The following is a 24898-nucleotide window of genomic DNA, read 5'->3' as shown; positions in this document are numbered from 1 at the left end:
CACACCCACCAGAAGATTGGGTATCAGCCCAACCCGCTGCCAGTAGAGTGCTTACGTGGTCGGCCCGCCTACGCGTGGCAGACACGCAAGACCGTGCGCTGGATGCGCCTCTACAACAACAATAACGATGGAGAACGCCATGGGAATCTCTCGTGCGCTGCGCCTGTGCGCCATTGCATCGCTGGTGCTACTGACAGCCTGCACCCCGATCAAACGCTTCGGCGCCAACCAATCGCTGCGTTTCATGGAAAACAACCTGGTCGGCCCCATGCTCGAAAGCCATGACGCCGACATGGCCTGTTATTCCGGCGCGTCCGTCGCCCCCCTCATCCAGTCCACCAGCGGCATGGGTGCCGACAACCAGCAGTTGCTGACCCTGCTCTACCTCACCGCCGCTACCTGTGCCGAGCAGACCGCCTTCGAGCAGGAGCTGCGCTACCTGCGCGCCTCACGCAGCAAGCAGGTCGAAGAGGCACAGGATGCACGCATCACCCAGAAGCGCTATGCCGAGCTGGCAGCACGCCGCCAATACCAGTCGTACCGGAACTTCGCCAACTACTACGAGCAGCGCTTCGACATCCGCATCGGCGACAGCTGCCCGACTTTCGACCAGGACATCGACGAACTGATCTACCTGCTGGGCCTGATCCAGGGCCTGCAAGCCATCCAGAACGACATCAACTCGCAGAACGCCGTCGGCGTGCCCAAGGACATCGCGGCCAAGACCGAGCGCGCCATGACCTGCCTGGACAACGAGAAGTGGTGGGGTGCCCCGATGGCGGCGCGCGCTCTGGTCTGGAACATGCTGCCGGGCAGCGGTGAGGGGCAGAATCCCTGGCAGGTGCTCGAGCAGTCGCGACAGATCGGTGAGCGTCGCGGCGTACGCCTGGCCCACGCCCTCTACGTGATCTCCGCCACGGCGAAGAACGATGAGCAGCACCTGCGCAGCGCGCTGAGGGCCTTCGGCTCGACCCAGGCGGGGAACAGCAGCTTCACCCTCAACGAGTCGTATGCCCAGGTCGATGCCATCAGCAGCAGCACCGTCATGAACAATGCCGATCGCTACTGGACGACCAATGCCGGCACACGCACGCCAATCGGTGGCCTGCTGCGTTTCTGGGACGAGAAGCAGCAGCCGGTCGATACCGCCATCGAGATCGACGACCTGCTCTAGTCAGCTCGTCACAAGCCTTCCCGCCTCAGCGGCATGACCCGGAGTATCCGCCATGAAGTGTTCCAACCTCGCCGCCCCCGCTCTGCTCTGCCTGGCACTGGGCGCCGCCCCCCAGGCCTTCGCCCAGAGGATCTGCGTGTTCGACATCCTTGGCGCCCAGGGCGACATCTACAGCCTGATGAAGGACTACCAACTGGCTGCCAACAATTTCGGCGCCAGCCTCGAGCTCAAGCCCTACACCGACGAGAAAATCGCTGCAGAAGACTTCAAGGCCGGGCAGTGCGATGGCGTGATGATCATGGGCTTGCGCGCCCGTCAGTTCAACGGTTTTACCGGCAGCCTGGAAGCACTGGGCGCCCTGCCCAGCTACCAGGCGCTGGAAACGGTGATCACCACCCTGAGCTCGCCCAAGGCCAGCAAGTTCATGACCAGCGGCCCCTACGAAGTGGCAGGCATCGTGCCCATGGGCGCGGCCTACCTGTTCGTCAACGACCGCACCATCGACAACATCAGCAAACTGTCGGGCAAGAAGTTCGCGATCATGGACTACGACAATGCACAGGCGAAGATGGTGCAACGCATCGGCGCCCAGCCAGTCGCCTCCGATGTCACCAACTTCGCCGGCAAATTCAATAACGGCTCGGTGGATGTGGTCGGAGCGCCTGCGGCCGCCTACAAACCGCTGGAACTGCAGAAGGGCATGGGTGAACGCGGCGGCGTGGCGCGCTTCCCGGTGCTGCAACTGACCTATCAACTGGTCATCCGTCCTGACCGCTTCCCCGAAGGCTTTGGGCAACAATCACGCGAGTTCGCCCTCAGCCAGTACAGCCGCGCCATGAGCATCATCACGCAATCGGAAAGCGAGATCGACAAACACTACTGGATCGACATTCCGCCCGAGGACATGGAGAAGTACAGCGTGATGCTACGTGAGGCGCGCATTTCGCTGACCGAGGAAGGCATCTATGACAAACGCATGATGGCGGTGATGAAACGCGTGCGCTGCCAGATCGACTCGGCCGATGCCGAGTGCGCCCAGAACCTCGAATAACAATAACGAAACGGGGCGTGCACGCCCCGTACTCCGCCTTGACCGTAGAGCCTGCCATGCCTATTGCCTCGACCATGACCAGCGATGATCAGCCTGCACCAACCCAGACGTTCAGACGGCCTCTGTTTGGCCGATGGCTTGCCACCCTGCCGGTCTTTCTCCTGCTGACCCTCACCCTGGTCATAGGCACCGGGGAAATGCTCCATGGCCAACTTCTGCGCATGGGCGAGCGTCTGTTCGGTGATCCGGCTGCCGGCGTGCAGTACTTCATGCTGCGCGCCGACCCGATCACCCCGACCTGCGACCCCGCCCCCGACATCGATGCGCTGCTGGCCAGACAATCGGCCCAACCCAGCAGCGATATCGACGACCTGTTCGATGCTGCCGAGGTCGATCCGCAAGCGCAGCGCAGCGCCCTGGAACGTGCCGCTCAACTTTGCGCGCAGCGGCATACGCTGCACGCGGCCGTCGTCGCGCACATGACGCCTGAACTGAAACTGTTCCGCAGCCTGGAGACCTCGTTCTTCGGCATCTTCCGCTTCGGCACCGACAACCGCGCCCTGCTCCTGCTGCTGCTCATAAGCATCGCCGGCGTCACCACCACCCTGCGCCGTCATCACATCTCGCTGCGCCCCGCCAAGACCCGGCTCGATCATCGCGTCTCGGCTGCCGGTATGGTCATCGCCAACGCCTTGCTGGTGTATTCCTGCAGCCATTACCTGCATACCCTGCTCAACGCCGACCTGCCACTGAGCAGGCCCTATCTCAACGGCTTGTGGATCGCGCTATTCAGCTGTCTGTGCCTGATCAGCGCCTACCACCTGCTGAAACCACCGGCAGACGCCAAACCTGGCGGCAACCTGGGGCTGGCACTGCTCGCCACACCGCTCTACGCCATCATGGCGATCAGCTCCTTCACCTCGTTCTCGCTGCAGGGTCACTATGGCGGCATCGCCATCTACCTGGGCCAGCTCGTCGAGCTGTCGGGCATCTTTCTCAACCTGGCCCTGTTCATCTGGGCCGGCATGCTGCTCAAGCAGACCAATGTGGTCGACCGCTTCCTCGATCTGGTCCGCCCCTGGCGTCTGTCGCCGGAGCTGCTGACCTGGATCCTGCTGATCGGCGCCGCCGTGCCGACAGCCTACACGGGCGCCTCGGGCATCTTCGTCATCGCCGCCGGGGCCATCATCTACCGCGAAGTGCTGCTCTCCGGGGGCCGCCGTCAATTCGCCCTGGCCGTCTCGGCAATGTCCGGCTCGCTCGGCGTGGTACTACGCCCCTGCCTGCTGATCGTGGTGGTCGCAGCACTGAACAAGCAGGTGACCACGGCCGAACTGTACAACTGGGGGATCGCCGTTTTCGTCCTGACCTCGTCGCTGTTCTTCATCGCCTCGCAGGTGCTGCGCCAGCAGCCAATCAACATCGCCCACCCACGTGACGCCATACCCGCCATGGCCCGCGCTGTGGTGCCGGTGGCACCCTACATTCTCATCGCCATCGTGGTGGTCTGGATGTACAGCTACCTGCTCGACACCCGCCTGAACGAGTTCACCGCACCGGTGATGCTGCCGGTCATCCTGCTGGTGGTGCTGATCTTCGACAAGCTGCGCGGCGAATCACTGGTAGAAGCTCCAAGCGCCCGCCCCCTCGAGAACGATCAGGGCAACAGTCAGCGCAACTTCAGCCAGGCCGTGGGCGCCGCCACTTACGACACCGTTGGCCATATCGGTGCGCTGACCCTGTTGATGGCCTTGTCGGTATCCACTGGCGGAGTGATCGAACGTTCCGGTCTCATGGAACTGATCCCGCAGGACTTCCAGAGCATCTGGCTGGCACTGACCGCGTTGATGGTCGTGCTGTTCCTGATCGGCATGGTGATGGACGCCTTTGGCGTGGTGATCTTGGTATCGGCCACCATTGCGCCGATCGCCTATGCCAACGGCATTCACCCGGTGCATTTCTGGATGATCGCTCTGACGGCCATGGAACTGGCCTACCTGTCACCGCCCGTGGCGCTGAACCACCTGCTGGCCAGACAGGTGGTGGGCGAGGCGGAAATCGCCGCCGCCAATGAAGAGGTGCGCGACAAGGGTTTCTACTACCGCTATGAGCGCTGGATCCTGCCGATGACGGTGATGATCGTGGCACTGCTGATCGTCACCTATGGCGGTGAACTGATCGTCCAGCACGGTGCGCAGACGCTGGAGGTAGGGCGGAGCTGGTTGCCACAGTGATCAAGCCATGCCCACCCCGAACGGGGTGGGCGGTTTCGCTCAGGGGCGGTGCGGACGGCTGAGGAACTCGTGCGACTGCATTTCCAGCAAGCGGCTCAGCGTGCGCTGGAACTCGAAGCTCAGGCGGCCGCCGGTGTAGAGGTCCTTGAGTTCCACCTCGGCGGAGATGATCAGCTTGACGTTACGGTCGTAGAACTCGTCCACCAGGTTGATGAAGCGCCGCGCCATGTCGTCCTTGGCCACGCTCATCTGCTCGACATTGGCCAGGATCACCGCATGGAAGATCTTGCCCAGCTCGATGTAGTCGTTCTGGCTGCGCGGGCCATCGCAGAGCTCGCGAAACTCGAACCAGGCCACGTCCTCGCACACCCGCACGGCATGGATCGCGCGGTTCTCGATCATCAGCGCCTCGTTCTCCACCATATGGGTGCAGTCCGGCAGCAGGCTCTGGAAGCTCTTGCGCAGGCTGTCTTCAGCTGCCTGCCCAAGCGGGAAGTGGAACAGCTCGGCCTGCTCCAGCGCGCGCAGGCGATAGTCGACGCCGCTGTCGACGTTGACGATATCGGTGTGCTCCTTGAGCAGGGCGATGGCCGGCAGGAAGCGCGCGCGTTGCAGGCCGTCCTTGTACAGGCCGTCCGGCACGATGTTGGAAGTGGCTACCAGAGAAACACCGTTCTTGAACAGCTCTTCCATCAGCGTGGCGAGAATCATGGCATCGGTGATATCGCTGACGAAGAACTCGTCGAAGCAGATCACCCGCGCCTCGTCGGCGAAACGCTTGCCGATGATGGTCAGCGGGTTCTTTTCGCCCTTGAGGGTCTTCATTTCCTCATGCACGCGCTTCATGAAGCGGTGGAAGTGAGTGCGCATCTTCTGCTCGAACGGCAGCGCATCGAAGAAGGTATCGACCAGGTAGGTCTTGCCGCGCCCGACACCACCCCAGAAATACAGGCCCTTGACCGGCCCCTGCGGCTTCTTGCCGAACAGCTTGCCCATCAGCCCGGATTTGCTCTGGTCGCGCGCGATCAGATCGTCGTACAGACGCTGCAGATGGCGGACGGCATTTTCCTGGGCCGCATCATGGAAGAAGTCGGGCCGCTTGAGATCGGCCTGATAACGCTCTAAGGGGGTCATGATTCGTTAGCCGGGCAAGTAAAAACGGGGGCGTCACTTTAGCGACGCCCCCGTTGATTGGCAATCGGTGCAAGCTAGGCACACTCCCTCTCCCATTTATGGGAGAGGGTCGGGGAGAGGGCAGGCCGACGACGCGGCGCACCGGACAACCCTACCCCCAGCCCCCCGGAACCGGGAGAGGGGAGCAAAAGCCTCTTCATTCCTGCGGCGCCAGCGCCTCACGCAGACGGACGATGGCATCTTCCAGCGCCTGGCCATCGGCGAACTCTGGGCTGCTCGCCACGCTTTCACCGTCGACCCAGACCGAGAACACCCGGCCTTCAGCGCGCACATCCAGCGGCTCGCCGGATTGCAGGCGCTTGTTGACCATGCCGGCCGACTTACCATCGGCGAAGGATTTCGACAGCAGCAGTTGTTCACCATCGGCATCCAGCAGACGGAAGCGGAAGCTGCCGTCTTCATCGCGGAAGCTGACGAAGCGTGCACTCTTGGCGGATTTCTTCTTCTCGCCAGTAGCAACCTGCACCTGCTCACGGAACGAGCGCAGGCCCACCGCCTCGCGCAACTCGCCGAGGAACGGCGTGGCGATCTTGCGCGCCTTGGCTGCACCAGCAAGGAGAATGTCCTCCAGATCGGCCGGCTTGGCGATCAGCGCGTTGTAACGCTCGCGCGCCTCGCCCAGGGTGTCTTCGAGCAACTGGTACAGACGGTTTTTTGCCTCGCCCCAGGCCAGGCCACCTTCCAGCTCGGCGCGGAACTCGGCCTGTTGCGCGTGGCTGGCGAAGGCCTGGTACAGGGTGAACAGGTGCGAACCCTCGGCATCCTTGGGCTCACCCGGCAACCTGGAGTCGGTGACGATGCGCGCCACGGCGTCCTTGAGCTGCTTGCCAGTGCCGAACAGCGGGATGGTGTTGTCGTAGCTCTTGCTCATCTTGCGCCCGTCGAGGCCGGGCAGCGTAGCCACCTCTTCCTCGATCACCACCTCGGGCAGGACGAACAGGTCCTTGCCCTTGCCGAACAGATGGTTGAAGCGCTGACCGATATCACGCGCCATCTCCACGTGCTGGATCTGATCACGACCGACCGGCACCTTCTGCGCGTTGAACATCAGGATGTCTGCCGCCATCAGCACCGGGTAGCTGAACAGGCCCATGGTCACGCCGGCATCCGGGTCTTCGCCCTGTTCGACGTTCTTGTCCACCGAAGCCTTGTAGGCGTGGGCACGGTTGAGCAGGCCCTTGCCGGCAACGCAGGTGAGCAGCCAGCACAGTTCGGGAATCTCGGGGATGTCGGACTGGCGGTAGAAGGTCGCCTTGTCGGTATCCAGGCCCAGCGCCAGCCAGGTGGCTGCGATTTCCAGGCGCGAGCGCTGAATGCGCGCCGGATCATCGCACTTGATCAGCGCGTGGTAGTCGGCGAGGAAGTAGAAAGAGTCCATCTGCGGGTCGCGGCTGGCAACGATGGCCGGGCGGATAGCACCAGCGTAGTTGCCCAGGTGCGGTGTGCCGGTGGTGGTGATACCGGTAAGGATACGGGTGGTCATAGTAATTCGCTTGTCTTGCTGCAATGACGTGGCAGGCCTTCATTTGCCGTCACTCCCGCGAAGGCGGGAGCCTGGGTGCTGCGGCCCTCTGGGTTCCCGCCTACGCAGGAATGACGGTTTTATAAACGCGGCAGAAGAAGATCCTTCAGATCCGTCAGCTTGCCGTGAAAAAAGTGACCGCATTCTGCCACTTTCAGCAGCTCATGGGCACGCCCGAGATTGGCCGACCAGTCATATACGGCCTGTGGCTCAACCACTTCGTCGGCATCGGGCTGGATCACCACCAGCGGGCACTGGCTGGCCGGCGGCGTCTCGGCAGTCAGGCGATGCACCGCCGGCGCCACCATGAACAGCTTGCTCGGTACCTGCCCCTGCGCTTCCAAGCGCGCACCCAGCGCCGCGGCGACGAAACCGCCGAAGGAAAAGCCCAGCAGCGTGACGGGCAGGTTCGGATATTCCTCCTGCAGCCAAGCGGCCACTGCTTCTGCGTCGTCCACCTCGCCGGTACCCATATCGTGGCTGCCGGCACTGGCGCCGACGCCGCGATAATTGAAACGCAATGTGTGATAACCACAGTCACGCGCGGTGCGCTGCAGGGTGCTCACCACCTTGTTGAGCATGGTGCCGCCCTGTACCGGGTTGGGATGACAGACCAGCGCCACGCCTCGGGCGTCCGGTACTTCCAGCAGAAGGGCTTCGAGTTGACCCACCGGGCCTTGAATGAAAAGAGGGGTTTCGCGACTGAGCAACACTGAACTCCGTGACCCCGCAACGGGTCGACTCGTCTAGCAAACTGCCTGCGAGGTAAACGTATACAGCGCAGGTTCGAGCCGCTAACGTAAAGCAAAGCCGTTTTGAGAGGAAGGACTCGTGGAACAGACCGTTACAGCCTGGTTGATACCCGCCCTGACCCTGGTGGTCGGCATCGCCGTGGGCTTTCTGCTCGCCCGCCTGGCCCCCAATGCTGCACCGGGCCGTACGCAGCGGCAGATGGATGAAATGCAGGCACGCTTCGAGGCCTACCAGAACGAAGTGGTGACCCACTTCAACACCACCGCCAGCCTGGTGAAGAAACTCACCCAGAGCTACCAGGACGTGCAGGAGCACCTGTCCGACGGAGCCAACCGCCTGGCCCTGGACGAGCTGACCCGTCAGCGCCTGCTGGCCACCCTGAACAGCACAGAAGCCGGCGAAAAGCGCGAGCGCCTGACTCCACCGAAGAACCACGAGATGCCCAAGGACTATGCGCCGAAAAGCGACGGCCCTGGCATGCTCGACGAGAGCTACGGGCTGAAGAAGTAACCTGCCAGCCAGAAATACCGAGCCCCGCGATTGCGGGGCTTTTTTATGGTTCTTCGCATAGTTTGGAGGCAGTGCGGGTTGACACACCGGACTGGCAAGTTTGTGTGCGTATCACTTACTGACTTAGCACTATCCATTACCGCGTCGCCTGAACGTTTGGGTTGCGCCCCTTACGGGCGCCACCCATCAGGCCAGGCGGCGTGTGAATGGAGAGTGTCAAGTCATCGAAAGCTCACACGTAATTGCCAGCCCGGTGTCAAGCGTATCCTCCTCGCGAAAATGCGAAGAACCTTTTTATTAGGTAAAGATCGCCGGCTCCGCGCGTGGCCAGGAATGAAAAAGCCCCGCATCACTGCAGGGCTTCTCGTTCAGCGCAAGAACGTCAGATCGAGCCGCGGCTGCGCAGCAGATCCAGCACTGCCTTGACGCCCTCTTCGACCGACTGCGCCTGGGTGTCGATCACCAGATCGGCATCCAGCGGCACGTCGTAGGGGAAGCCTTCGCCGGGGATATTGTCACCACCAGCGGCGTACAGCCCCTGCGGGTCACGCTCGCGGCAGATCTGCGGCGAGGCCTGGACGTAGACGGTAACCATGCGTTCGGCACCGATCAGCGCCTTGGCCTGCTCGCGACCTTCGGCATCCGGAGCGACAAAGGCGGCCAGGGCGATCATGCCGGCCTCGTTGAACTGACGCGCCACATGGGCGGCGCGGCGCCAGTTCTCGGCACGGCCGGCACGATCCTGCGGCAGGCCCTTGTTCAGGTCATGGCGCAGGTTCTGGCCATCGAGCACGTACACGGCGCGGCCCATGTCGAACAGCTTGCGCTCCACGGCGTAGGCCAGGGTGCTCTTGCCCGCGCCAGACAGGCCGCTGAACAGCACGGTGGCCGGCTGCTGACCGAAGCGCGAAGCACGCTCCTCGGTCGATACATGCGCCAGGCGGCCGTGCTGACCGCCGCCATGGGCGACCGGGTCGGCGATGATCATGCCGGCACCGACGGTGCCATTGGTCAGGCGGTCGACGACGATGAAGGCACCGGTGGTGCGATTGTACTCGTAGCCGTCCAGGGCGATCGATGCATCCAGCGCCACCTTGACCCGACCGATCTCGTTGAGCCTCAGCTCGCTGGCAGCCCCCTGCTCCAGGGTATTCACGTCGACGCGATGCACGATGCTCGGGATCGAGCCCGGCACGTAGCTGGTCGCACGTTTGATGTCGTACTTCTTGCCCGGCAACATCGGCTCTTCGCCCATCCATACCAGCATGGCCTCGAAGCTGTCGGTGACCTGCGGACGGTTGTCGGCATGCACCAGCATGTCGCCGCGCGACACGTCGATCTCGTCTTCCAGGGTCAGGGTGATGGCCTGGCCCGGCCCGGCATGTTCCAGTTCGCCCTCGAAGGTGACGATGGACTTGACCTTGCTGGTCTTGCCCGAAGGCAGCGCCATGACCTCGTCGCCCTTGCGCACGACGCCGCTGGCCAGGGTGCCGGCGAAACCGCGGAAGTTCAGGTTCGGACGGTTGACGTACTGCACCGGGAAGCGCAGGTCATCGAAGTTGCGGTCGCCAGCGACTTCGACGGTCTCGAGAATCTCCATCAGCGACTGGCCGCTATACCAGGGCGAGCGCTCAGACTTGTTGACCACGTTGTCGCCCTTGAGCGCCGACATGGGCACGAACTCGAGGGTGGTCGGGCGCAGGTTGATCTTCTCGGCGAAGGCCAGGTAGTCGGCCTTGATCTGCTCGAACACGCCCTGATCGAAGTCCTTCAGATCCATCTTGTTGACGGCCACGACGATGTGCTTGATGCCCAACAGGGAGGCAATGAAGCTGTGGCGCTTGGTCTGGGTCTGCACGCCGTAGCGGGCGTCGATCAGGATGATCGCCAGGTCGCAGGTCGAAGCGCCGGTGGCCATGTTGCGCGTGTACTGCTCATGGCCGGGGGTGTCGGCGATGATGAACTTGCGCTTGGCGGTGGAGAAATAGCGATAGGCCACATCGATGGTGATGCCCTGCTCGCGCTCGGCCTGCAGGCCGTCGACCAGCAGTGCCAGGTCGATGTCATCGCCGGTGGTGCCGACTTTCTTCGAATCCTTGGTGATGGCTTCCAGATGATCTTCGTAGATCATCTTGGAGTCATGCAGCAGGCGGCCGATCAGCGTGCTCTTGCCATCGTCGACGTTGCCGCAGGTAAGAAAGCGCAGCAGTTCCTTGCGCTCGTGCTGGGCCAGGTAAGCGAGAATGTCCTGGCCGATCAAATCGGATTGGTGACTCATGGTGCGCGATCCTCAGAAATAGCCCTGACGTTTCTTTTCTTCCATCGACCCGGCGGCATCGTGATCGATCACGCGGCCCTGGCGCTCGGAAGTACGGGTCAGGAGCATCTCCTGGATGATTTCAGGCAGGGTCAGCGCCGTGGACTCCACCGCACCGGTCAGCGGGTAGCAGCCGAGGGTACGGAAACGCACCATCTTCCTGGTGATACGCGCCTTCTCTTCATCGGACAGGTGCTCGAGGATGCGCTCGTCATCGATCATGATCAGCGTGCCGTTCTTCTCGATCACTTCGCGTTCGGCGGCGAAGTACAGCGGCACGATTGGAATCTGCTCCAGGTAGATGTATTGCCAGATATCAAGCTCGGTCCAGTTCGACAGCGGGAAGACGCGGATCGACTCGCCCTTCTTGACCTTGCCGTTGTACACGTTCCACAGCTCGGGGCGCTGGTTCTTCGGGTCCCAGCGGTGCTTGCTGTCGCGGAAGGAATACACGCGCTCCTTGGCGCGCGACTTCTCTTCGTCGCGGCGCGCACCACCGAAGGCGGCATCGAAACCGTACTTGTCCAACGCCTGCTTGAGGCCTTCGGTCTTCATCACGTCGGTGTGCTTGGCACTGCCGTAGGTGAAGGGGTTCATGTCCTGCGCCACACCATCGGGGTTGATGTGGGTCAGCAGTTCCAGGCCATATTCACTGACCATCTTTTCGCGAAAGCGATACATCTCCTGGAATTTCCAGCGCGTGTCGACGTGCAGTACCGGGAACGGCAACTTGCCAGGGAAGAACGCCTTGCGGGCCAGGTGCAGCATCACGGCTGAATCCTTGCCGATGGAATAGAGCATCACCGGGTTGTCGAATTCGGCGGCCACTTCACGAATGATGTGGATGCTTTCCGCCTCCAGCTGCTTCAGATGGGTCAATTTGTCGAGCATGGCTACTCACGGTTTGCTGTTATGGGGCCGGCGGGCCGTGGACGAGCGCGCACTCTACCACAGCGTCTGCTTATACTCAGGACGCCGGTTAGACCGAAACGATCTAGCGTTATACCTGCCCGTACGGGCGATTCAGATCGGGTTGGGGCAGTCGATGAACAGGTGTTCGAGGGCGAAACGCCGTGCCAGATAATCCCCCAGCGCCTGCACGCCGTAGCGCTCGGTGGCATGATGGCCAGCAGCGATGAAGCTCACGCCATTCTCACGCGCACTATGGAAAGTCTGCTCGGAGGCCTCGCCGGTCAGGTAAAGGTCGACACCGGCAGCAATCGCCTGGTCGATATAGCCCTGCCCGCCACCCGTGCACCAGCCGACGCGACGGATCAGCCCGTCGCCCTCGACCAGCAGCGGCTCACGCCCCAGCGCTTGCTGCACGTGCCGGGCGAAGTCGGCCGCGCTCATCGGCTCCTCCAGCGAGCCAACGAGGCCAACGGTGCGCGGATTCTCCGGTTCGAGCGGGCCCTCGACGACGATGCCCAACTGCCGTGCGAGCTGCACGTTGTTGCCCACCTCGGGGTGCACATCCAGCGGCAGGTGATAGGCCAGCAGGCTGATGTCGTTGGCCAGCAGCGCTTTCAGGCGACGCTGTTTCATGCCGGTGACACAGGGGTTCTCACCCTTCCAGAAATAGCCATGATGCACCAGCAGCACATCAGCCTCGGCCTCGATGGCCGCCTCGATCAGCGCCTGACTCGCGGTGACGCCGCTGACGATGCGGCTGACCTGCGGACGACCCTCGACCTGAAGGCCATTGGGGCAGTAATCATTGATACGCGACGCGTTAAGAAAGGCGTCAGCTTCTTCCACTAGCGTGGACAGGGCAATGGCCATGAAGATTCCTCACAAGCTGTTGCGGGCCGCTGCCTAATTGGCGAGCACCTCACTATAATGCGCCACCTTAAGGGCCGAATTTGGCCCCCGCAACCCTCAGGATTGTCTCGATGCCCCAGGCACTGCGTTTTCTCGGTTGGCCCCTGCTGGTCGGTGTGTTGTTCGCACTGCTGCTGATCCAGCGCTACCCGGAATGGGTCGGCTTGCCACGCCAGGAAGTGCAGCTGGTACAGGCTCCGCTCTACAGCCGCCTGCAGGAAGGTCCGGTGTCCTACTCCGAGGCAGTCGATACCGCATCGCCAGCAGTGGCCAACCTGTACACCACCAAGCTGGTGAGCAAACCGGCTCATCCGCTGTTCGAAGACCCGACCTTCCGCCGTTTCTTCGGCGACAACCTGCCACGCCAGCAGCGCATGGAGTCGAGCCTCGGCTCGGCCGTACTCCTGAGCCGTGAAGGCTATCTGCTGACCAACAATCACGTGGTCAGCGGCGCCGACCAGATCGTCGTCGCCCTCAAGGACGGCCGCGAAACCCTGGCACGGGTGATCGGCAGCGACCCGGAAACCGACCTGGCCGTATTGAAGATCGACCTGCCCAATCTCCCGGCGATCACCCTGGGGCGCTCCGACAGCATTCGCATCGGTGATGTGACCCTGGCCATCGGCAACCCTTTCGGCGTCGGCCAGACCGTGACCATGGGTATCATCAGCGCCACCGGGCGCAACCAACTGGGCCTCAACACCTACGAAGACTTCATCCAGACCGATGCGGCGATCAACCCGGGCAACTCTGGCGGCGCGCTGGTCGATGCGCACGGCAACCTGGTGGGCATCAACACGGCGATCTTTTCCAAGTCCGGCGGCTCGCAGGGCATCGGCTTCGCCATCCCGGTGAAACTGGCCATGGAAGTGATGCAGGCGATCATCGAGCACGGCCAGGTGATTCGCGGCTACCTCGGTGTCGAGGTGCAACCACTGACGCCAGAGCTGGCCGAGTCCTTCGGCCTCGATGGTCGCCCCGGCATCGTTGTCGCCGGTGTCTATCGCGACGGCCCGGCGCAGAAAGCCGGCCTGCAGCCTGGCGACCTGATTCTCAGCATCGATGGTGAGCCGGCCAGCGACGGTCGCCGCTCGATGAATCAGGTTGCGCGTACCAAACCGGGCGACAAGATCCGCATCGACGTGTTACGCAACGGCAAACCGCTGCAGCTGACCGCCGAGATCGGTATTCGCCCTCCCGTTAACGGCAACTGATCGGCGAGCAATTTCAAGTGGGAACTTTTCTCGATTGAGGTTATTGTAATGTTATTACATTAATACCAACCATCCGGAGACTCCCCCTTTGCGCGTCACTACCGCCTTGCTTGCCGGCAGCCTGTTAACACCCTGCGCTCTTGCCGCCGAATCTCCGGCCCAACTGGCTGACAGCATCATCAGCGCCCCCAGTGAACAAGCCGATGGCCCTGTGCAGGGCTACCGCGCCAAACGCTCATCCAGCGCCACCCGCACCGACACGCCGATCAGCGAAATTCCCCAGGCCATCAGCGTGGTCCCCGCCCAGGTGCTGGACGATCTCGGCAGCAGCCGTATCGACCGCGCCCTGGATTTCGCTGGCGGCGTCTCGCGGCAGAACAACTTCGGCGGCCTGACCTTCCTCAACTACAGCGTGCGCGGTTTCACTACCGGCGAGCTGTACCGCAATGGTTTTGCCATCAACCGCGGCAGCTACAGCTCGCCGGACGCATCGGCCATCGAGCGCCTGGAAGTGCTCAAGGGGCCGGCGGCAGCCCTCTACGGCCGCGGCGACCCAGGCGGGCTGGTCAATATCGTCACCAAGCGCCCGCAACTGGAACCCTTCACCCAGTTCAAGGCCAGCGCCGGACGCTGGGATCGCTACCGCAGCAGCCTCGACGTCAATACGCCGCTGAACGAGGACGGCACCCTGCTTTCGCGGGTCAACCTGGCAGTCGAAGACAACGGCAGTTTTCGCGACCACGTCGGCAACCAGCGACAGATCATCAACCCGACCTTCAGCTGGCAGCTGTCGCCCGACACCCTGCTGATGATCGACAGCGAGCTCTCGCGCACCGACTCGGTTTTCGACCGTGGCATTCCCGCCGTCGACGGCAACATGGGCTCGGTCAAGCGCTCGACCTTTCTCGGCGAACCCAACGACGGCAAGATCCGCAACGACAACCAACTGCTGCAGGTCAGCCTCGAGCACTACCTGAACGACGCCTGGAAACTGCGTCTGGCCAGCCATTACAGCCAGGGCACGCTGGATGGCAACAGCTCCGAGCCTTCGCGCCTGATTGGCGATCAGGTCACGCGCTTCTATCGTGAGCGCAGCTTCGAATGGAACGACAGCATCACCCAGGCCGAGCTGCATGGGCAGTTCGAGCTGGCCGGCTGGCAGCACCACACGCTGCTGGGCCTGGAGTACGAGAACTACCGCAACAGCCAGAAGTATCCGCAAAGCGTCACCGGGCTGGGCTATGGCCAGGACATCTATAACCCGATCTATGGTCAGCCCAAGCCCCCCATCGTCAATCCCAACGACTTCCACGAGCACACCGAAAGCTACGCCCTCAACCTGCAGGATCAGATCAGCTTCAATGACCGCTGGAGCGGCCTGCTCGGCGTGCGCCTGGAGCGTTTCGAGCAGACCGCACTGAACCGCAGTAGCCGCGTCAGCAACGAGCAAAGCAAGGATGTCGCCACCCCGCGCGCGGGCGTGCTCTATCAGCTGACGCCAGAGGTCGGCGTGTTCGCCAATGCGTCGATGTCGTTCAAACCCAATGCCATCGGCGCCCAGGGGCAGGTGTTCAAACCGGAGAAGGGCCTCGGCTACGAAACCGGCCTCAAGCTCAACCTGCTCGATAGCCGCCTCGGCGCCACTGTGGCTCTGTTCCATATCGACAAGGAAAACGTGCTGACCGCCGACCCGAACAATCCGGGCGACAGCATCGCCGCCGGCAAGGCGCGCAGCCAGGGCGTGGACCTGCAGGTCAGCGGCCAGCTCACCGATGCCCTACGGGTGATCGGCGCCTACGCCTACATCGACGCCGAGGTAACCAAGGACAACAGCATCCCCGAGGGTAGCGATCTGCTCGGCATCGCCCGCAACAGCGCCAGTTTGATGAGCGTCTACCAGTTCCAGGGTGGCTCGCTGCAGGGCTCGGAACTCGGCGCCGCAGTCAACTACGTCGGCGACCGTTCCGGGCAGACCGGCAGCAACTTCGAGCTGCCGGCCTACACCACGGTCGATCTGCTGGCGCGCTGGCAAGCCACCAAGGACCTGAACCTGGGCCTGAACCTCAACAACCTGTTCAACCGCAAGTACTACGAACGCTCGTTCAACAACGTCTGGGTAATGCCCGGCGACCCTCGCAATCTCAGCGTCAGCCTGACCCTCAACCTTTGAATCGGAGATTCACATGCGTATTCCTGCCTACCTGCTTCTCGCCGGCCTGTTCGCCAGCAGCAGCGCTCTCGCCCACGGTCTCTGGACCGAAGAGCGCCGCGGCAATATCGAAGTCGTCTACGGCCATGGCGCCGAGGACGATGCCTTCAAGGCGGAGAAGATCAGTGGCGCCTGGGCCTATGACGCGGCAGGTCGAATGATTCCGGTGACAGTCGAACGCCTGTCTGACCATGCCCGCCTGCAACCTTTGAAGAAACCCGCGGTGCTCGGCGTGGCCCTGGACAATGGCGCCTGGTCGAAGACCCCGGAAGGCCAATGGATCAACCAGGGCCGCAGCCAGGTGACGAACTCGACCCAGTCGCTGCACACCTACAAGTACAGCCTGGCGATCTACAGCGAGGGCGCCAAGCTGCCCGACCTCGAGCCGCTGAAACTGGTCATCGTTCCGCAAGTCGATCCGCTCAAGGTCGGCCCCGGCAAGCCGCTGCCGGTGCGCGTGCTGGTGGACGGCAAGCCGATGGCAGGCGTCGAGCTGGTCGGCGACTATCGCGGCGCACCGCATCAGGTCAACGCGGTAACCGATGCCGAGGGCCGCGCCCAGGTAACGGTGCGCAACGAGGCACTGAACATCATCAGCACCTCGGTCTATGTACCGGTGGAGAACGACCCGAATATCGAGAGCCGCGGCCTGTTCACCTCGCTGACCTTCCTTGGCCAACCGCACCACGAGTAATCCCCCTCTGCACCATGAAAAAAGCCGGTGACGCTGACGCGTCACCGGCTCTCTTCAGAGCCGCCTGGATCAAAGGCTTTGCAGGGCGTCCAGCAGGGCCTGGTTCTGCTCCGGGGTACCGATGGTGATACGCAGGAACTGAGCGATGCGCTGTTGCTTGAAGTGACGCACGATCACCCCCTGCTCACGCAGCCCGGCTGCCAGAGTCGCGGCATCCTTGTCCGGATGACGGGTGAAGACGAAGTTCGCTGCCGAAGGCAACACCTCAAAGCCCAGCCCCTGTAGACCGGCGACCACCGCCTCACGGCTCTCGATCACCTGCTGGCAGGTTTTCTCGAAATAAGCGCGGTCCTCGAACGCCGCCGCAGCACCCGCGATGGCCATGCGATCAAGCGGATAGGAGTTGAAGCTGTTCTTGATCCGCTCCAGCGCCTCGATCAGGTCCGGATGACCGACCGCGATACCCACGCGCAAGCCCGCCAGAGAGCGCGACTTGGACAGGGTCTGGGTGACCAGCAGGTTCGGATACTTGTCGACCAGGGCGATGGCCGTCTGGCCGCCGAAGTCGATATACGCCTCGTCTACCAGCACCACGCTGTCCGGGCTGTTCTGCAGCAGACGCTCGATGGCCTCGAGCGGCAGCAGGCAGCCGGTCGGCGCATTGGGGTTGGGGAAGATGATGCCGCCATTGGGCCGGGCATAGTCCTCGACGCGAATCTGGAACTGCTCGTCCAGCGGCACCTGCTGGTACTCGATGCCGTATAGGCCGCAGTACACCGGATAGAAGCTGTAGCTGATATCCGGGAACAGCAGCGGCGCCTCATGCTGGAACAGGCCGTAGAAAGCGTGCGCCAGCACCTCGTCGGAGCCGTTGCCGACGAACACCTGAGTCGGCTGCACGCCGTAATACTCAGCCACCGCCTGCTTCAGGCGGTCGCTGTTGGGGTCCGGGTACAGGCGCAGGTTGTCATTGACCTCGGCCTGCATGGCGGCGATGGCTTTGGGCGACGGGCCGTAGGGGTTCTCGTTGGTGTTGAGCTTGACCAGCTTGCTCAGCTTGGGCTGCTCACCCGGCACGTAAGGCACCAGGTCCTTGACGAAGGGGCTCCAGAATTTGCTCATCTGCCCTTCTCTCCTCGAAATACGTTGCATGGGCGATGGATATCGCTTCGTTCAACCTGCGAAGCGTGATCCCGTAGGGTGCGCAGTGCGCACCAAAACATTCACAAGGTGCGTACGGCGCACCCCACCCTCAGGGCTTGATGCGGTACTCGGCGCTGCGCGCATGCGCGGTCAGCGACTCGCCACGGGCCAGCACCGAAGCGCTTTTGCCCAGCTCCGACGCACCATCCGGCGAGCAGAAGATGATCGACGAGCGCTTCTGGAAGTCGTACACCCCCAGCGGCGAGGAAAAACGAGCGGTACCGGAAGTGGGCAGCACGTGATTCGGGCCAGCCACGTAATCACCCAAAGCTTCTGCGGTATAACGGCCCATGAAGATCGCACCAGCATGGCGAATCTCGGGCAGCCAGGCCTCTGGGTCGGCGACCGAAAGCTCCAGGTGCTCGGGCGCGATACGGTTGGCCACCTCGATGGCCTGCTCCATGTCAGCCACCTGGATCAGCGCACCACGGCCCTCCAGCGAAGTGCTGATGATCTCTGCACGCTCCATGGTCGGCAGCAGCTTGGCGATGCTCTCGGCGACGCGATCGAGGAAGTCAGCATCCGGGCTGACCAGGATCGACTGGGCGTCCTCATCGTGCTCGGCCTGGGAGAACAGGTCCATGGCGATCCAGTCCGGATCGGTCTGGCCATCGCACACCACCAGGATTTCGGACGGGCCAGCGATCATATCGATACCGACCTTGCCGAACACGTGGCGCTTGGCGGTGGCGACGTAGATATTGCCGGGGCCGACGATCTTGTCCACTGGCGGCACGCTCTCGGTGCCATAGGCCAGTGCAGCCACGGCCTGGGCGCCGCCGATGGTGAACACGCGGTCGACACCGGCGATGGCGGCAGCGGCGAGGACGATCTCATTGATCTCGCCGCGCGGGGTCGGCACCACCATCACTACCTCGGGTACGCCGGCGACCTTGGCAGGAATCGCGTTCATCAATACCGAGGACGGATAGGACGCCTTGCCGCCCGGCACGTAGAGGCCGGCGCGATCCAGCGGGGTGACCTTCTGCCCCAACACGGTGCCGTCGGCTTCGCTGTAGCGCCAGGAATCCTGCTTCTGCTTCTCGTGGTAGCTGCGCACGCGCTCGGCGGCCACTTCGAGAGCCTGACGCTGCTCGGCGCTGATACGGGTCAGGGCCAGTTCCAGACGCTCACGCGGCAGGATCAGGTCGGCCATGGCGGCGACCTCCAGGCCATCGAAGCGCTGGGTGTACTCGACCAGGGCGGCATCGCCGCGCTCACGCACGGCCTGGATGATTTCCAGCACGCGCTGGTTGACGCCATCGTCGGAGACGCTTTCCCAGGACAGCAGATGATCCAGATGACGCGCGAAGTCCGTGTCGGCAGCGTTGAGTCGGCGGATGGCAACGGGTGCGGTCATAGCGAAAGCCTCATCTAAATGGCGTTTTCTCGGGCGCCCGTAATGTAGCAAGCCCACCGTGCGGGCACCCAAGAAAAATGGCTATGACACGGATAGGCTGCCGCGACCAGAAGTCGCGGTGAGGAATCAGCCTTGGTGTCGCGCCTCGATGGCGCCACGCAGGGTATCGATCAAGGACTGGATGCGCGCGTGCTGCATCTTCATCGAGGCCTTGTTGACGATCAGGCGCGAGCTGATGGTGGCGATCAGCTCCTGCGGTTCCAGGCCGTTGGCACGCAGGGTGTTGCCGGTGTCGACCACATCGATGATCTTGTCAGCCAGGCCCACCAACGGCGCCAGTTCCATCGAGCCGTACAGCTTGATGATGTCGACCTGACGACCCTGCTCGGCGTAGTAGCGCTTGGCGACGTTGACGAACTTGGTGGCCACGCGCAGGCGGCCTTTCGGCTCCGGCGCACCGACCTTGCCAGCCGTCATCAGCTTGCACTTGGCGATCTGCAGATCCAGCGGCTCGTAGATGCCCTGGCCGCCATATTCCATCAGCACGTCCTTGCCGGCGACACCGAGGTCGGCCGCGCCATGCTCGACATAGGTCGGCACGTCGGTAGCACGCACGATCAGCAGGCGCACGTCATCCTGAGTAGTCGGGATGATCAGCTTGCGGCTCTTGTCCGGGTTCTCGGTCGGCTCGATACCCGCCGCCGCCAGCAACGGCAGGGTGTCATCGAGAATGCGGCCTTTGGACAGGGCGATGGTCAGCATGGAACGGTTTCCTTGAGCGGAAGCGGCCTCCCGAGAGGGGTGGCCACACTATCTGCGATCTCGCGAGCTAGAGTCATGCAAGGCAAAAACAGGCGAGGAAGCGGAGTTTACAAGTTGTAAATGAGCATTCCGAGCCTGTTTTTAACGCAGCAGGACCGACGCGCAGCAGATCGCCATCAACCCGGCACGCGGCGGATCTTGGCGCCGAGCAGCTGCAGCTTCTCTTCGATGCACTCGTACCCACGGTCGATGTGGTAGATGCGGTCGATCAGCGTATCGCCCTCGGCCACCAGCGCGGCCAGCACCAGGCTCGCCGATGCACGCAGATCGGTGGCCATCACTGGCGCGCCCTTGAGCTTGTCGACACCGGTAACCACGGCCGTGTTGCCTTCGACGAGGATGCTGGCGCCCATGCGCAGCATCTCGTAGACATGCATGAAGCGGTTTTCGAACACGGTTTCGATGATGGTGCCGGTGCCTTCGGCCACCGCGTTCAGGGCGATGAACTGCGCCTGCATGTCAGTGGGGAACGCCGGATATGGAGCAGTACGCAGGTTGACGGCCTTGGGGCGCTTGCCCTTCATGTCCAGCTCGATCCAGTCCGGACCGGTGGTGATTTCAGCACCCGCTTCCTGCAGCTTGGCCAGCACGGCCTCCAGGGTCGAAGGGTCGGCGTCCTTGACCTTGACCCGACCACCGGTAACGGCTGCGGCGACCAGGTAGGTGCCAGTCTCGATACGGTCGGGCATGACGTTGAAGCGCGCGCCATGCAGGCGCTCGACGCCGTCGATGATGATGGTGTCAGTGCCGGCGCCCTGGATCTTCGCGCCCATGGCGATCAGGCAGTTGGCCAGGTCGACCACCTCAGGCTCACGCGCGGCGTTTTCCAGCACGCTGCGGCCCTTGGCCAGGGTCGCGGCCATCATGATGTTCTCGGTGCCGGTCACGCTGACCACATCGAAGAAGAAGTGCGCACCGCGCAGGCCGCCTTCCGGCGCCTTGGCCTTGATGTAGCCACCTTCGACATCGATGATCGCGCCCATGGCCTCGAGGCCACGGATGTGCAGATCGACCGGACGCGAACCGATGGCACAACCGCCCGGTAGCGCTACTTCCGCCTCACCGAAGCGCGCGACCATGGGGCCGAGCACCAGAATCGAGGCGCGCATGGTTTTTACCAGCTCGTAAGGCGCGACCAGCGTCTTGATCGCACGGGCGTCGACTTCCACCGCCAGCTTCTCGTCGATCACCGGCTCGATGCCCATGCGACCGAACAGCTCGATCATGGTGGTGATGTCGTGCAGGTGCGGCAGGTTGCAGATGGTGACGGGGGCGTCGCCCAGCAGGGTGGCCGCCAGAATCGGCAGAGCAGAGTTCTTCGCACCGGAAATGCGGATTTCGCCATCGAGGCGAGCGCCGCCGGTAATGATCAGTTTATCCATAGGAATCTCGTCGCCCGTAGGCTCAGGAACGCGCGGCCCAATCGGCCTGGCTGAAGAATTTCATGGTCACGGCGTGGATGCTGCCATCAGCGATCCAGGCATTGAGGTGGGCATAGATCTGCTGCTGACGCTTGACCGGGCTGAGGGCGGCCAGTTCGTCGCTGATCAGGTTGAGCTGGAAGTTGCAGCCTTCGCCTTCGACTTCCACCTGGGTATTCGGGAGTTTTTCCTCTAGGAGGCTTTTTACTTCTGCAGCCTGCATGCTCGACCTCGACTGACGCATTCGGGCACCTGAGCCCGCGGGTCGGCCATCATACAAAAAAGCCTCCCGCCTGCGAACCCCGCCAGTGGCGGCACTGACGGAACGACGGAAAAGGGTTCACTGTTGCAGCGGCAGCAACTCCAACAGACCACTGACCTGAGCGATCTCGCGCATGTCGTCGGGCAGCGCGCTGATGGTCAGCTCACGCCCGGCCTTGCGTGCATCGCGCATGAACGCCAGCAACAGCGCCAGACCGACGCTGCTGGACTTTTCCACTGCGCTGCAATCGAGCGCCAGACGCGTCACGCTGCTGGCGGCAATCAGGCGCGCACCCTGCTCGCGCAGCAGCGGCCCGGTGCTGTAATCGAGCACACCGCTGAGCTGCAATTGCCCAGCGGCGCGTTCGGTGATGCTCGCCTGACTCACGACTCGCCTCGGGCCTGGCGAGCACGAGCCACGGTATCGGCCCAGGTATCGATGACCTTGTCCAGATCGTTGCGGTTGTTCTGCATCGATTGAGCGAACTGATCGCGGAACAGCTTGCCCACGTTGATCCCGTTGATCACCACGTTGCGCAGTTTCCAGGTGCCGTCCTGAGACACCATGGTGTAGGACAGTGGATAAACCACGCCCTTGCCATCACGGATTTCCATACCGACCGAAGCGCGCTCGCCCTCAGCCTTGCCGCTGGCCGGCAGCACACGAATGTCCTGATTGTCGTACTCGAGCAGGGCATTGCCATAGAACTGCATCAGGCTGCGCTTGAAGTTTTCCTGAAAGCGCGTCATCTGCTCGGGCGAGGCCTGGCGCGAGTAACGCACGGTCATCACGCCACGGGCAACGCCATCGACATCGACCACCGGGCCGAGGATCTCGTTGAGCGACTCGTAGAACGCATTGGGATCGCTGCGGTAGCGGTCCTTGTTGGCCTTGAGATCAGCCAACAGGGTGTCGGTGGTCTGCTGCACCACTTCATGGGCGCTTGGCGCAGCGACGGCCAATAGCGGCATGGCAGCCAGCAATACCAGCAGGGAATTACGCACGGTCTTGAACATGTCAGGAGCCCTCATCAATTGGCTTCATCTTTATTGACCGAATTGAGCAGGAATTTGCCAATCAGGTCTTCCAACACCAGCGAGGACTGCGTGTCGTGGATGGTGCTGCCGTCCTTGAGCACCTCCTCGTCACCACCAACGCTGATGCCGATGTACTTCTCGCCGAGCAGCCCTGCGGTCAGGATCGACGCAGTGGAATCCTCAGGCAGGTTATTGACGCCGCCATCGAGCTCCAGGGTCACCCGCCCCATGTAACTATCACGATCCAGATCGATTGCAGTGACCTTGCCGATGCTCACCCCGGCCATGGTCACCTTGGCACGTACGGTAAGCCCGGCGATGTTGTCGAAATAGGCATAGACCTTGTAGGTATCGCCCGCGCTGCCGACGCTCAGGCCGCTGACGCGCAGGGCCAGCAGCAGCAGGGCCAGCACGCCGGCCATGAGGAACAGGCCGACACCAATCTCCAGCGTGCGGTTTTGCATCAGAAGTCTCCAAACATCAAAGCGGTCAGAATGAAATCCAGGCCAAGCACGGCCAACGAGGCATACACCACGGTGCGCGTGGTCGCGCGACTGATGCCCTCGGACGTGGGCTCGCAGTCGTAGCCCTGGAACACGGCGATCCAGGTCACCACGAAGGCGAAGACGATGCTCTTGATGACGCCGTTGAGCACATCGTCATAAAAGGAAACACTGTTCTGCATGTTGGCCCAGAACGAGCCCTCGTAAACGCCCAACCAATCGACCGCGACCATCGCCCCACCCCAGATGCCGACGACACTGAAGATCATCGCCAGCAGCGGCATGGAGATGAAGCCGGCCCACAGACGCGGCGCAACGATGTACTTGAGCGGATCGACGCCGATCATCTCCAGGCTGGAGAGCTGCTCGGTGGATTTCATGTTGCCGATTTCGGCGGTGAGCGCCGAACCGGCACGCCCGGCGAACAGCAGCGCGGTGACTACCGGGCCCAGCTCACGCAGCAAGGTCAGGGCGACCATCTGCCCCACGGCCTGCTCGGAGCCATAACTGACCAGGATGTTGTAGCCCTGCAGCGCCAGCACCATGCCGATGAAAATGCCGGAGACGACGATGATCGCCAGCGACATCACGCCGACCGCGAACAGTTGCTTGATCAGCAGCTGCAAAGGCTTACCGGCGCGGCTACGGCCGAACAGCGCCCCGACCAGAAACAGCACCGAGCGCCCCAGCGTCGCCACTACATCGATACCCGCACGACCGAACAGCCGCAGCCGCTCGAGCGGTGAAATTCTGCGCATCAACCTCTCCCCAACAGATCTTCGCGATAGTCCGGCGCTGGAAAATGGAACGGCACCGGGCCATCCGGAATACCCTTCATGAACTGACGAATGCGTGGATTATCCGACTCCATCAGTTCGGCCGGCGTGCCCTGCCCCAGGACCTGCGCATCACCGACGACATAGATGTAATCGGCGATACTCGCGGTTTCCGCAAGGTCGTGAGAGACCACCACGCTGGTGATACCCAGTGCGTCGTTGAGCAGGCGGATCAGGCGTACCAGCACGCCCATGGCGATGGGGTCCTGACCGACGAACGGTTCGTCATACAGCAGAATCTGCGGATCGAGGGCAATGGCACGGGCCAGCGCCACGCGGCGCTTCATGCCACCGGACAGTTCGTCCGGCATCAACTCCAGCGCCCCACGCAACCCAACGGCCTGCAGCTTCATCAGGACGATGTCGCGAATCATCTCTTCAGGGAGTTTGGTGTGTACGCGCAACGGGAACGCCACGTTCTCGAAGACGTCGAGATCGGTGAACAGGGCGCCACTCTGGAACAGCACGCCCATCTGCTTACGCATGTCGAACAGTTCGTCGCGCGAGAGCTTCGGCAGGCTGACGCCGGAAACGCGAACGTCGCCAGCGGACGGGCGCAGCTCGGCGGCAATCAGGCGCAGCAGCGTCGTCTTGCCGCAGCCGGAAGGCCCCATGATGCCGGTAACTTTACCGCGCGGTATGCGAATATCGACCCTGTCGAAGATCGACCGCGCGCCGCGCTGAAAGCTGACGCCCTGCAACTCGATCGCGTACTCGTGCTCGGCGCTCATCTGAACTCCTTGAAAATCAGGCCTTCCTGG

Annotated in this window: 23 protein-coding genes; 7 read left to right on the top strand and 16 right to left on the bottom strand. The window is 62.6% G+C overall.

The window, feature by feature from the left end; all coding sequences use genetic code 11:
- The first annotated feature begins 139 nt into the window (after nt 1-139).
- The 3 genes from JWV26_RS15475 to JWV26_RS15465 are packed head-to-tail and all read left to right on the top strand — an operon-like array spanning nt 140 to nt 4459.
- Complete coding sequence (locus JWV26_RS15475) at nt 140-1174, top strand: hypothetical protein (protein ID WP_206417262.1); 1035 nt, start codon at nt 140-142, stop codon at nt 1172-1174.
- Between the two features lie 52 nt (nt 1175-1226).
- Nucleotides 1227-2225 (top strand): putative solute-binding protein, encoded by a 999-nt coding sequence (locus JWV26_RS15470; protein WP_206417261.1) that lies wholly within the window; start codon nt 1227-1229, stop codon nt 2223-2225.
- A 56-nt stretch (nt 2226-2281) separates the two neighbouring features.
- Complete coding sequence (locus tag JWV26_RS15465) at nt 2282-4459, top strand: TRAP transporter large permease subunit (protein WP_206417260.1); 2178 nt, start codon at nt 2282-2284, stop codon at nt 4457-4459.
- 39 nt (nt 4460-4498) lie between these two features.
- Here JWV26_RS15465 and zapE read toward each other — a convergent pair whose 3' ends face one another.
- The 3 genes from zapE to JWV26_RS15450 form a co-directional block, all read right to left on the bottom strand.
- Nucleotides 4499-5593 carry a cell division protein ZapE gene (gene zapE, locus JWV26_RS15460; RefSeq protein WP_072423056.1) on the bottom strand — a complete coding sequence of 365 codons (1095 nt, stop codon included), beginning with the start codon at nt 5591-5593 and terminating at the stop codon, nt 4499-4501.
- Nucleotides 5594-5789: 196 nt separating this feature from the next.
- Nucleotides 5790-7136, bottom strand: coding sequence for a tryptophan--tRNA ligase (locus JWV26_RS15455; RefSeq protein ID WP_072423057.1), 1347 nt, complete (start codon nt 7134-7136; stop codon nt 5790-5792).
- Nucleotides 7137-7255: 119 nt separating this feature from the next.
- The gene (locus tag JWV26_RS15450; protein WP_206417259.1) at nt 7256-7885 is read right to left on the bottom strand and encodes an alpha/beta hydrolase; all 630 of its coding nucleotides are present in this window, start codon (nt 7883-7885) and stop codon (nt 7256-7258) included.
- 121 nt (nt 7886-8006) lie between these two features.
- On the opposite strand from JWV26_RS15450, the gene JWV26_RS15445 reads away from it, so the two are divergent.
- The gene (locus JWV26_RS15445) at nt 8007-8438 is read left to right on the top strand and encodes a Z-ring associated ZapG family protein (protein ID WP_003459282.1); all 432 of its coding nucleotides are present in this window, start codon (nt 8007-8009) and stop codon (nt 8436-8438) included.
- Between the two features lie 382 nt (nt 8439-8820).
- Here the strand turns inward: JWV26_RS15445 and cysN are convergent, their stop codons facing one another.
- The 3 genes from cysN to JWV26_RS15430 form a co-directional block, all read right to left on the bottom strand.
- Nucleotides 8821-10716 carry a sulfate adenylyltransferase subunit CysN gene (cysN, locus tag JWV26_RS15440; RefSeq protein WP_206417258.1) on the bottom strand — a complete coding sequence of 632 codons (1896 nt, stop codon included), beginning with the start codon at nt 10714-10716 and terminating at the stop codon, nt 8821-8823.
- Nucleotides 10717-10728: 12 nt separating this feature from the next.
- Nucleotides 10729-11646, bottom strand: coding sequence for a sulfate adenylyltransferase subunit CysD (cysD, locus tag JWV26_RS15435; protein ID WP_206417257.1), 918 nt, complete (start codon nt 11644-11646; stop codon nt 10729-10731).
- A gap of 132 nt (nt 11647-11778) precedes the next feature.
- Nucleotides 11779-12537: a Nif3-like dinuclear metal center hexameric protein gene (locus JWV26_RS15430; RefSeq protein WP_206417256.1), complete on the bottom strand. Its 759-nt coding sequence runs from the start codon at nt 12535-12537 to the stop codon at nt 11779-11781.
- Between the two features lie 110 nt (nt 12538-12647).
- On the opposite strand from JWV26_RS15430, the gene algW reads away from it, so the two are divergent.
- The 3 genes from algW (at nt 12648) to JWV26_RS15415 (ending at nt 16693) form a co-directional block, all read left to right on the top strand.
- Nucleotides 12648-13790, top strand: coding sequence for a Do family serine endopeptidase AlgW (gene algW, locus JWV26_RS15425; RefSeq protein WP_017678937.1), 1143 nt, complete (start codon nt 12648-12650; stop codon nt 13788-13790).
- An 88-nt stretch (nt 13791-13878) separates the two neighbouring features.
- On the top strand, nt 13879-15960 hold the full coding sequence (locus JWV26_RS15420; protein ID WP_206417255.1) for a TonB-dependent siderophore receptor: 2082 nt from the start codon (nt 13879-13881) through the stop codon (nt 15958-15960).
- Between the two features lie 13 nt (nt 15961-15973).
- The gene (locus JWV26_RS15415) at nt 15974-16693 is read left to right on the top strand and encodes a DUF4198 domain-containing protein (RefSeq protein ID WP_206417254.1); all 720 of its coding nucleotides are present in this window, start codon (nt 15974-15976) and stop codon (nt 16691-16693) included.
- A 69-nt stretch (nt 16694-16762) separates the two neighbouring features.
- Here JWV26_RS15415 and hisC read toward each other — a convergent pair whose 3' ends face one another.
- The 10 genes from hisC to JWV26_RS15365 all read right to left on the bottom strand — a co-directional run bounded on the left by hisC (nt 16763) and on the right by JWV26_RS15365 (nt 24868).
- Nucleotides 16763-17815, bottom strand: coding sequence for a histidinol-phosphate transaminase (hisC, locus tag JWV26_RS15410; RefSeq protein WP_206417253.1), 1053 nt, complete (start codon nt 17813-17815; stop codon nt 16763-16765).
- A 130-nt stretch (nt 17816-17945) separates the two neighbouring features.
- A complete protein-coding gene (gene hisD / locus JWV26_RS15405; RefSeq protein ID WP_072423064.1) occupies nt 17946-19256 on the bottom strand; it encodes a histidinol dehydrogenase in 1311 nt (436 codons plus the stop codon).
- A gap of 126 nt (nt 19257-19382) precedes the next feature.
- Entirely contained in the window at nt 19383-20018 is a 636-nt protein-coding gene (gene hisG, locus JWV26_RS15400) for an ATP phosphoribosyltransferase (RefSeq protein ID WP_017678932.1), read from the bottom strand.
- A 176-nt stretch (nt 20019-20194) separates the two neighbouring features.
- The gene (gene murA / locus JWV26_RS15395; RefSeq protein WP_021488078.1) at nt 20195-21460 is read right to left on the bottom strand and encodes a UDP-N-acetylglucosamine 1-carboxyvinyltransferase; all 1266 of its coding nucleotides are present in this window, start codon (nt 21458-21460) and stop codon (nt 20195-20197) included.
- 22 nt (nt 21461-21482) lie between these two features.
- Nucleotides 21483-21722, bottom strand: a complete 240-nt coding sequence (locus JWV26_RS15390) for a BolA family protein (RefSeq protein WP_003459267.1) — start codon at nt 21720-21722, stop codon at nt 21483-21485.
- A gap of 117 nt (nt 21723-21839) precedes the next feature.
- Nucleotides 21840-22148, bottom strand: a complete 309-nt coding sequence (locus JWV26_RS15385) for an STAS domain-containing protein (protein ID WP_072423065.1) — start codon at nt 22146-22148, stop codon at nt 21840-21842.
- Nucleotides 22145-22777, bottom strand: a complete 633-nt coding sequence (locus JWV26_RS15380; protein WP_206417252.1) for an MlaC/ttg2D family ABC transporter substrate-binding protein — start codon at nt 22775-22777, stop codon at nt 22145-22147. The genes JWV26_RS15385 and JWV26_RS15380 overlap by 4 nt, the downstream gene beginning before the upstream one ends.
- 14 nt (nt 22778-22791) lie before the next feature.
- Nucleotides 22792-23262: an outer membrane lipid asymmetry maintenance protein MlaD gene (gene mlaD, locus JWV26_RS15375; protein WP_017678927.1), complete on the bottom strand. Its 471-nt coding sequence runs from the start codon at nt 23260-23262 to the stop codon at nt 22792-22794.
- Nucleotides 23262-24059: a lipid asymmetry maintenance ABC transporter permease subunit MlaE gene (gene mlaE, locus JWV26_RS15370; protein WP_206417251.1), complete on the bottom strand. Its 798-nt coding sequence runs from the start codon at nt 24057-24059 to the stop codon at nt 23262-23264. The genes mlaD and mlaE overlap by 1 nt, the downstream gene beginning before the upstream one ends.
- Nucleotides 24059-24868: an ATP-binding cassette domain-containing protein gene (locus JWV26_RS15365; protein WP_206417250.1), complete on the bottom strand. Its 810-nt coding sequence runs from the start codon at nt 24866-24868 to the stop codon at nt 24059-24061. Before JWV26_RS15365 ends, mlaE begins: the two co-directional genes overlap by 1 nt.
- Between the last annotated feature and the right edge of the window lie 30 nt (nt 24869-24898).

The organism is Ectopseudomonas toyotomiensis (assembly GCF_017167985.1).
In the GTDB taxonomy this organism is placed as follows: domain Bacteria; phylum Pseudomonadota; class Gammaproteobacteria; order Pseudomonadales; family Pseudomonadaceae; genus Aquipseudomonas; species Aquipseudomonas toyotomiensis.
This window is presented reverse-complemented; position numbering and strand designations above follow the sequence as displayed.

Bases quoted from the DNA above. Each gene is read 5' to 3' on its own strand.
- JWV26_RS15475 (WP_206417262.1), top strand. From the start codon at position 140: ATGGGAATCTCTCGTGCGCTGCGCCTGTGCGCCATTGCATCGCTGGTG.
- JWV26_RS15470 (WP_206417261.1), top strand. From the start codon at position 1,227: ATGAAGTGTTCCAACCTCGCCGCCCCCGCTCTGCTCTGCCTGGCACTG.
- JWV26_RS15465 (WP_206417260.1), top strand. From the start codon at position 2,282: ATGCCTATTGCCTCGACCATGACCAGCGATGATCAGCCTGCACCAACC.
- zapE (WP_072423056.1), bottom strand. From the start codon at position 5,593: ATGACCCCCTTAGAGCGTTATCAGGCCGATCTCAAGCGGCCCGACTTC.
- JWV26_RS15455 (WP_072423057.1), bottom strand. From the start codon at position 7,136: ATGACCACCCGTATCCTTACCGGTATCACCACCACCGGCACACCGCAC.
- cysN (WP_206417258.1), bottom strand. From the start codon at position 10,716: ATGAGTCACCAATCCGATTTGATCGGCCAGGACATTCTCGCTTACCTG.
- cysD (WP_206417257.1), bottom strand. From the start codon at position 11,646: ATGCTCGACAAATTGACCCATCTGAAGCAGCTGGAGGCGGAAAGCATC.
- JWV26_RS15430 (WP_206417256.1), bottom strand. From the start codon at position 12,537: ATGGCCATTGCCCTGTCCACGCTAGTGGAAGAAGCTGACGCCTTTCTT.
- algW (WP_017678937.1), top strand. From the start codon at position 12,648: ATGCCCCAGGCACTGCGTTTTCTCGGTTGGCCCCTGCTGGTCGGTGTG.
- JWV26_RS15415 (WP_206417254.1), top strand. From the start codon at position 15,974: ATGCGTATTCCTGCCTACCTGCTTCTCGCCGGCCTGTTCGCCAGCAGC.
- hisC (WP_206417253.1), bottom strand. From the start codon at position 17,815: ATGAGCAAATTCTGGAGCCCCTTCGTCAAGGACCTGGTGCCTTACGTG.
- hisD (WP_072423064.1), bottom strand. From the start codon at position 19,256: ATGACCGCACCCGTTGCCATCCGCCGACTCAACGCTGCCGACACGGAC.
- hisG (WP_017678932.1), bottom strand. From the start codon at position 20,018: ATGCTGACCATCGCCCTGTCCAAAGGCCGCATTCTCGATGACACCCTG.
- murA (WP_021488078.1), bottom strand. From the start codon at position 21,460: ATGGATAAACTGATCATTACCGGCGGCGCTCGCCTCGATGGCGAAATC.
- JWV26_RS15390 (WP_003459267.1), bottom strand. From the start codon at position 21,722: ATGCAGGCTGCAGAAGTAAAAAGCCTCCTAGAGGAAAAACTCCCGAAT.
- JWV26_RS15380 (WP_206417252.1), bottom strand. From the start codon at position 22,777: ATGTTCAAGACCGTGCGTAATTCCCTGCTGGTATTGCTGGCTGCCATG.
- mlaD (WP_017678927.1), bottom strand. From the start codon at position 23,262: ATGCAAAACCGCACGCTGGAGATTGGTGTCGGCCTGTTCCTCATGGCC.
- mlaE (WP_206417251.1), bottom strand. From the start codon at position 24,059: ATGCGCAGAATTTCACCGCTCGAGCGGCTGCGGCTGTTCGGTCGTGCG.
- JWV26_RS15365 (WP_206417250.1), bottom strand. From the start codon at position 24,868: ATGAGCGCCGAGCACGAGTACGCGATCGAGTTGCAGGGCGTCAGCTTT.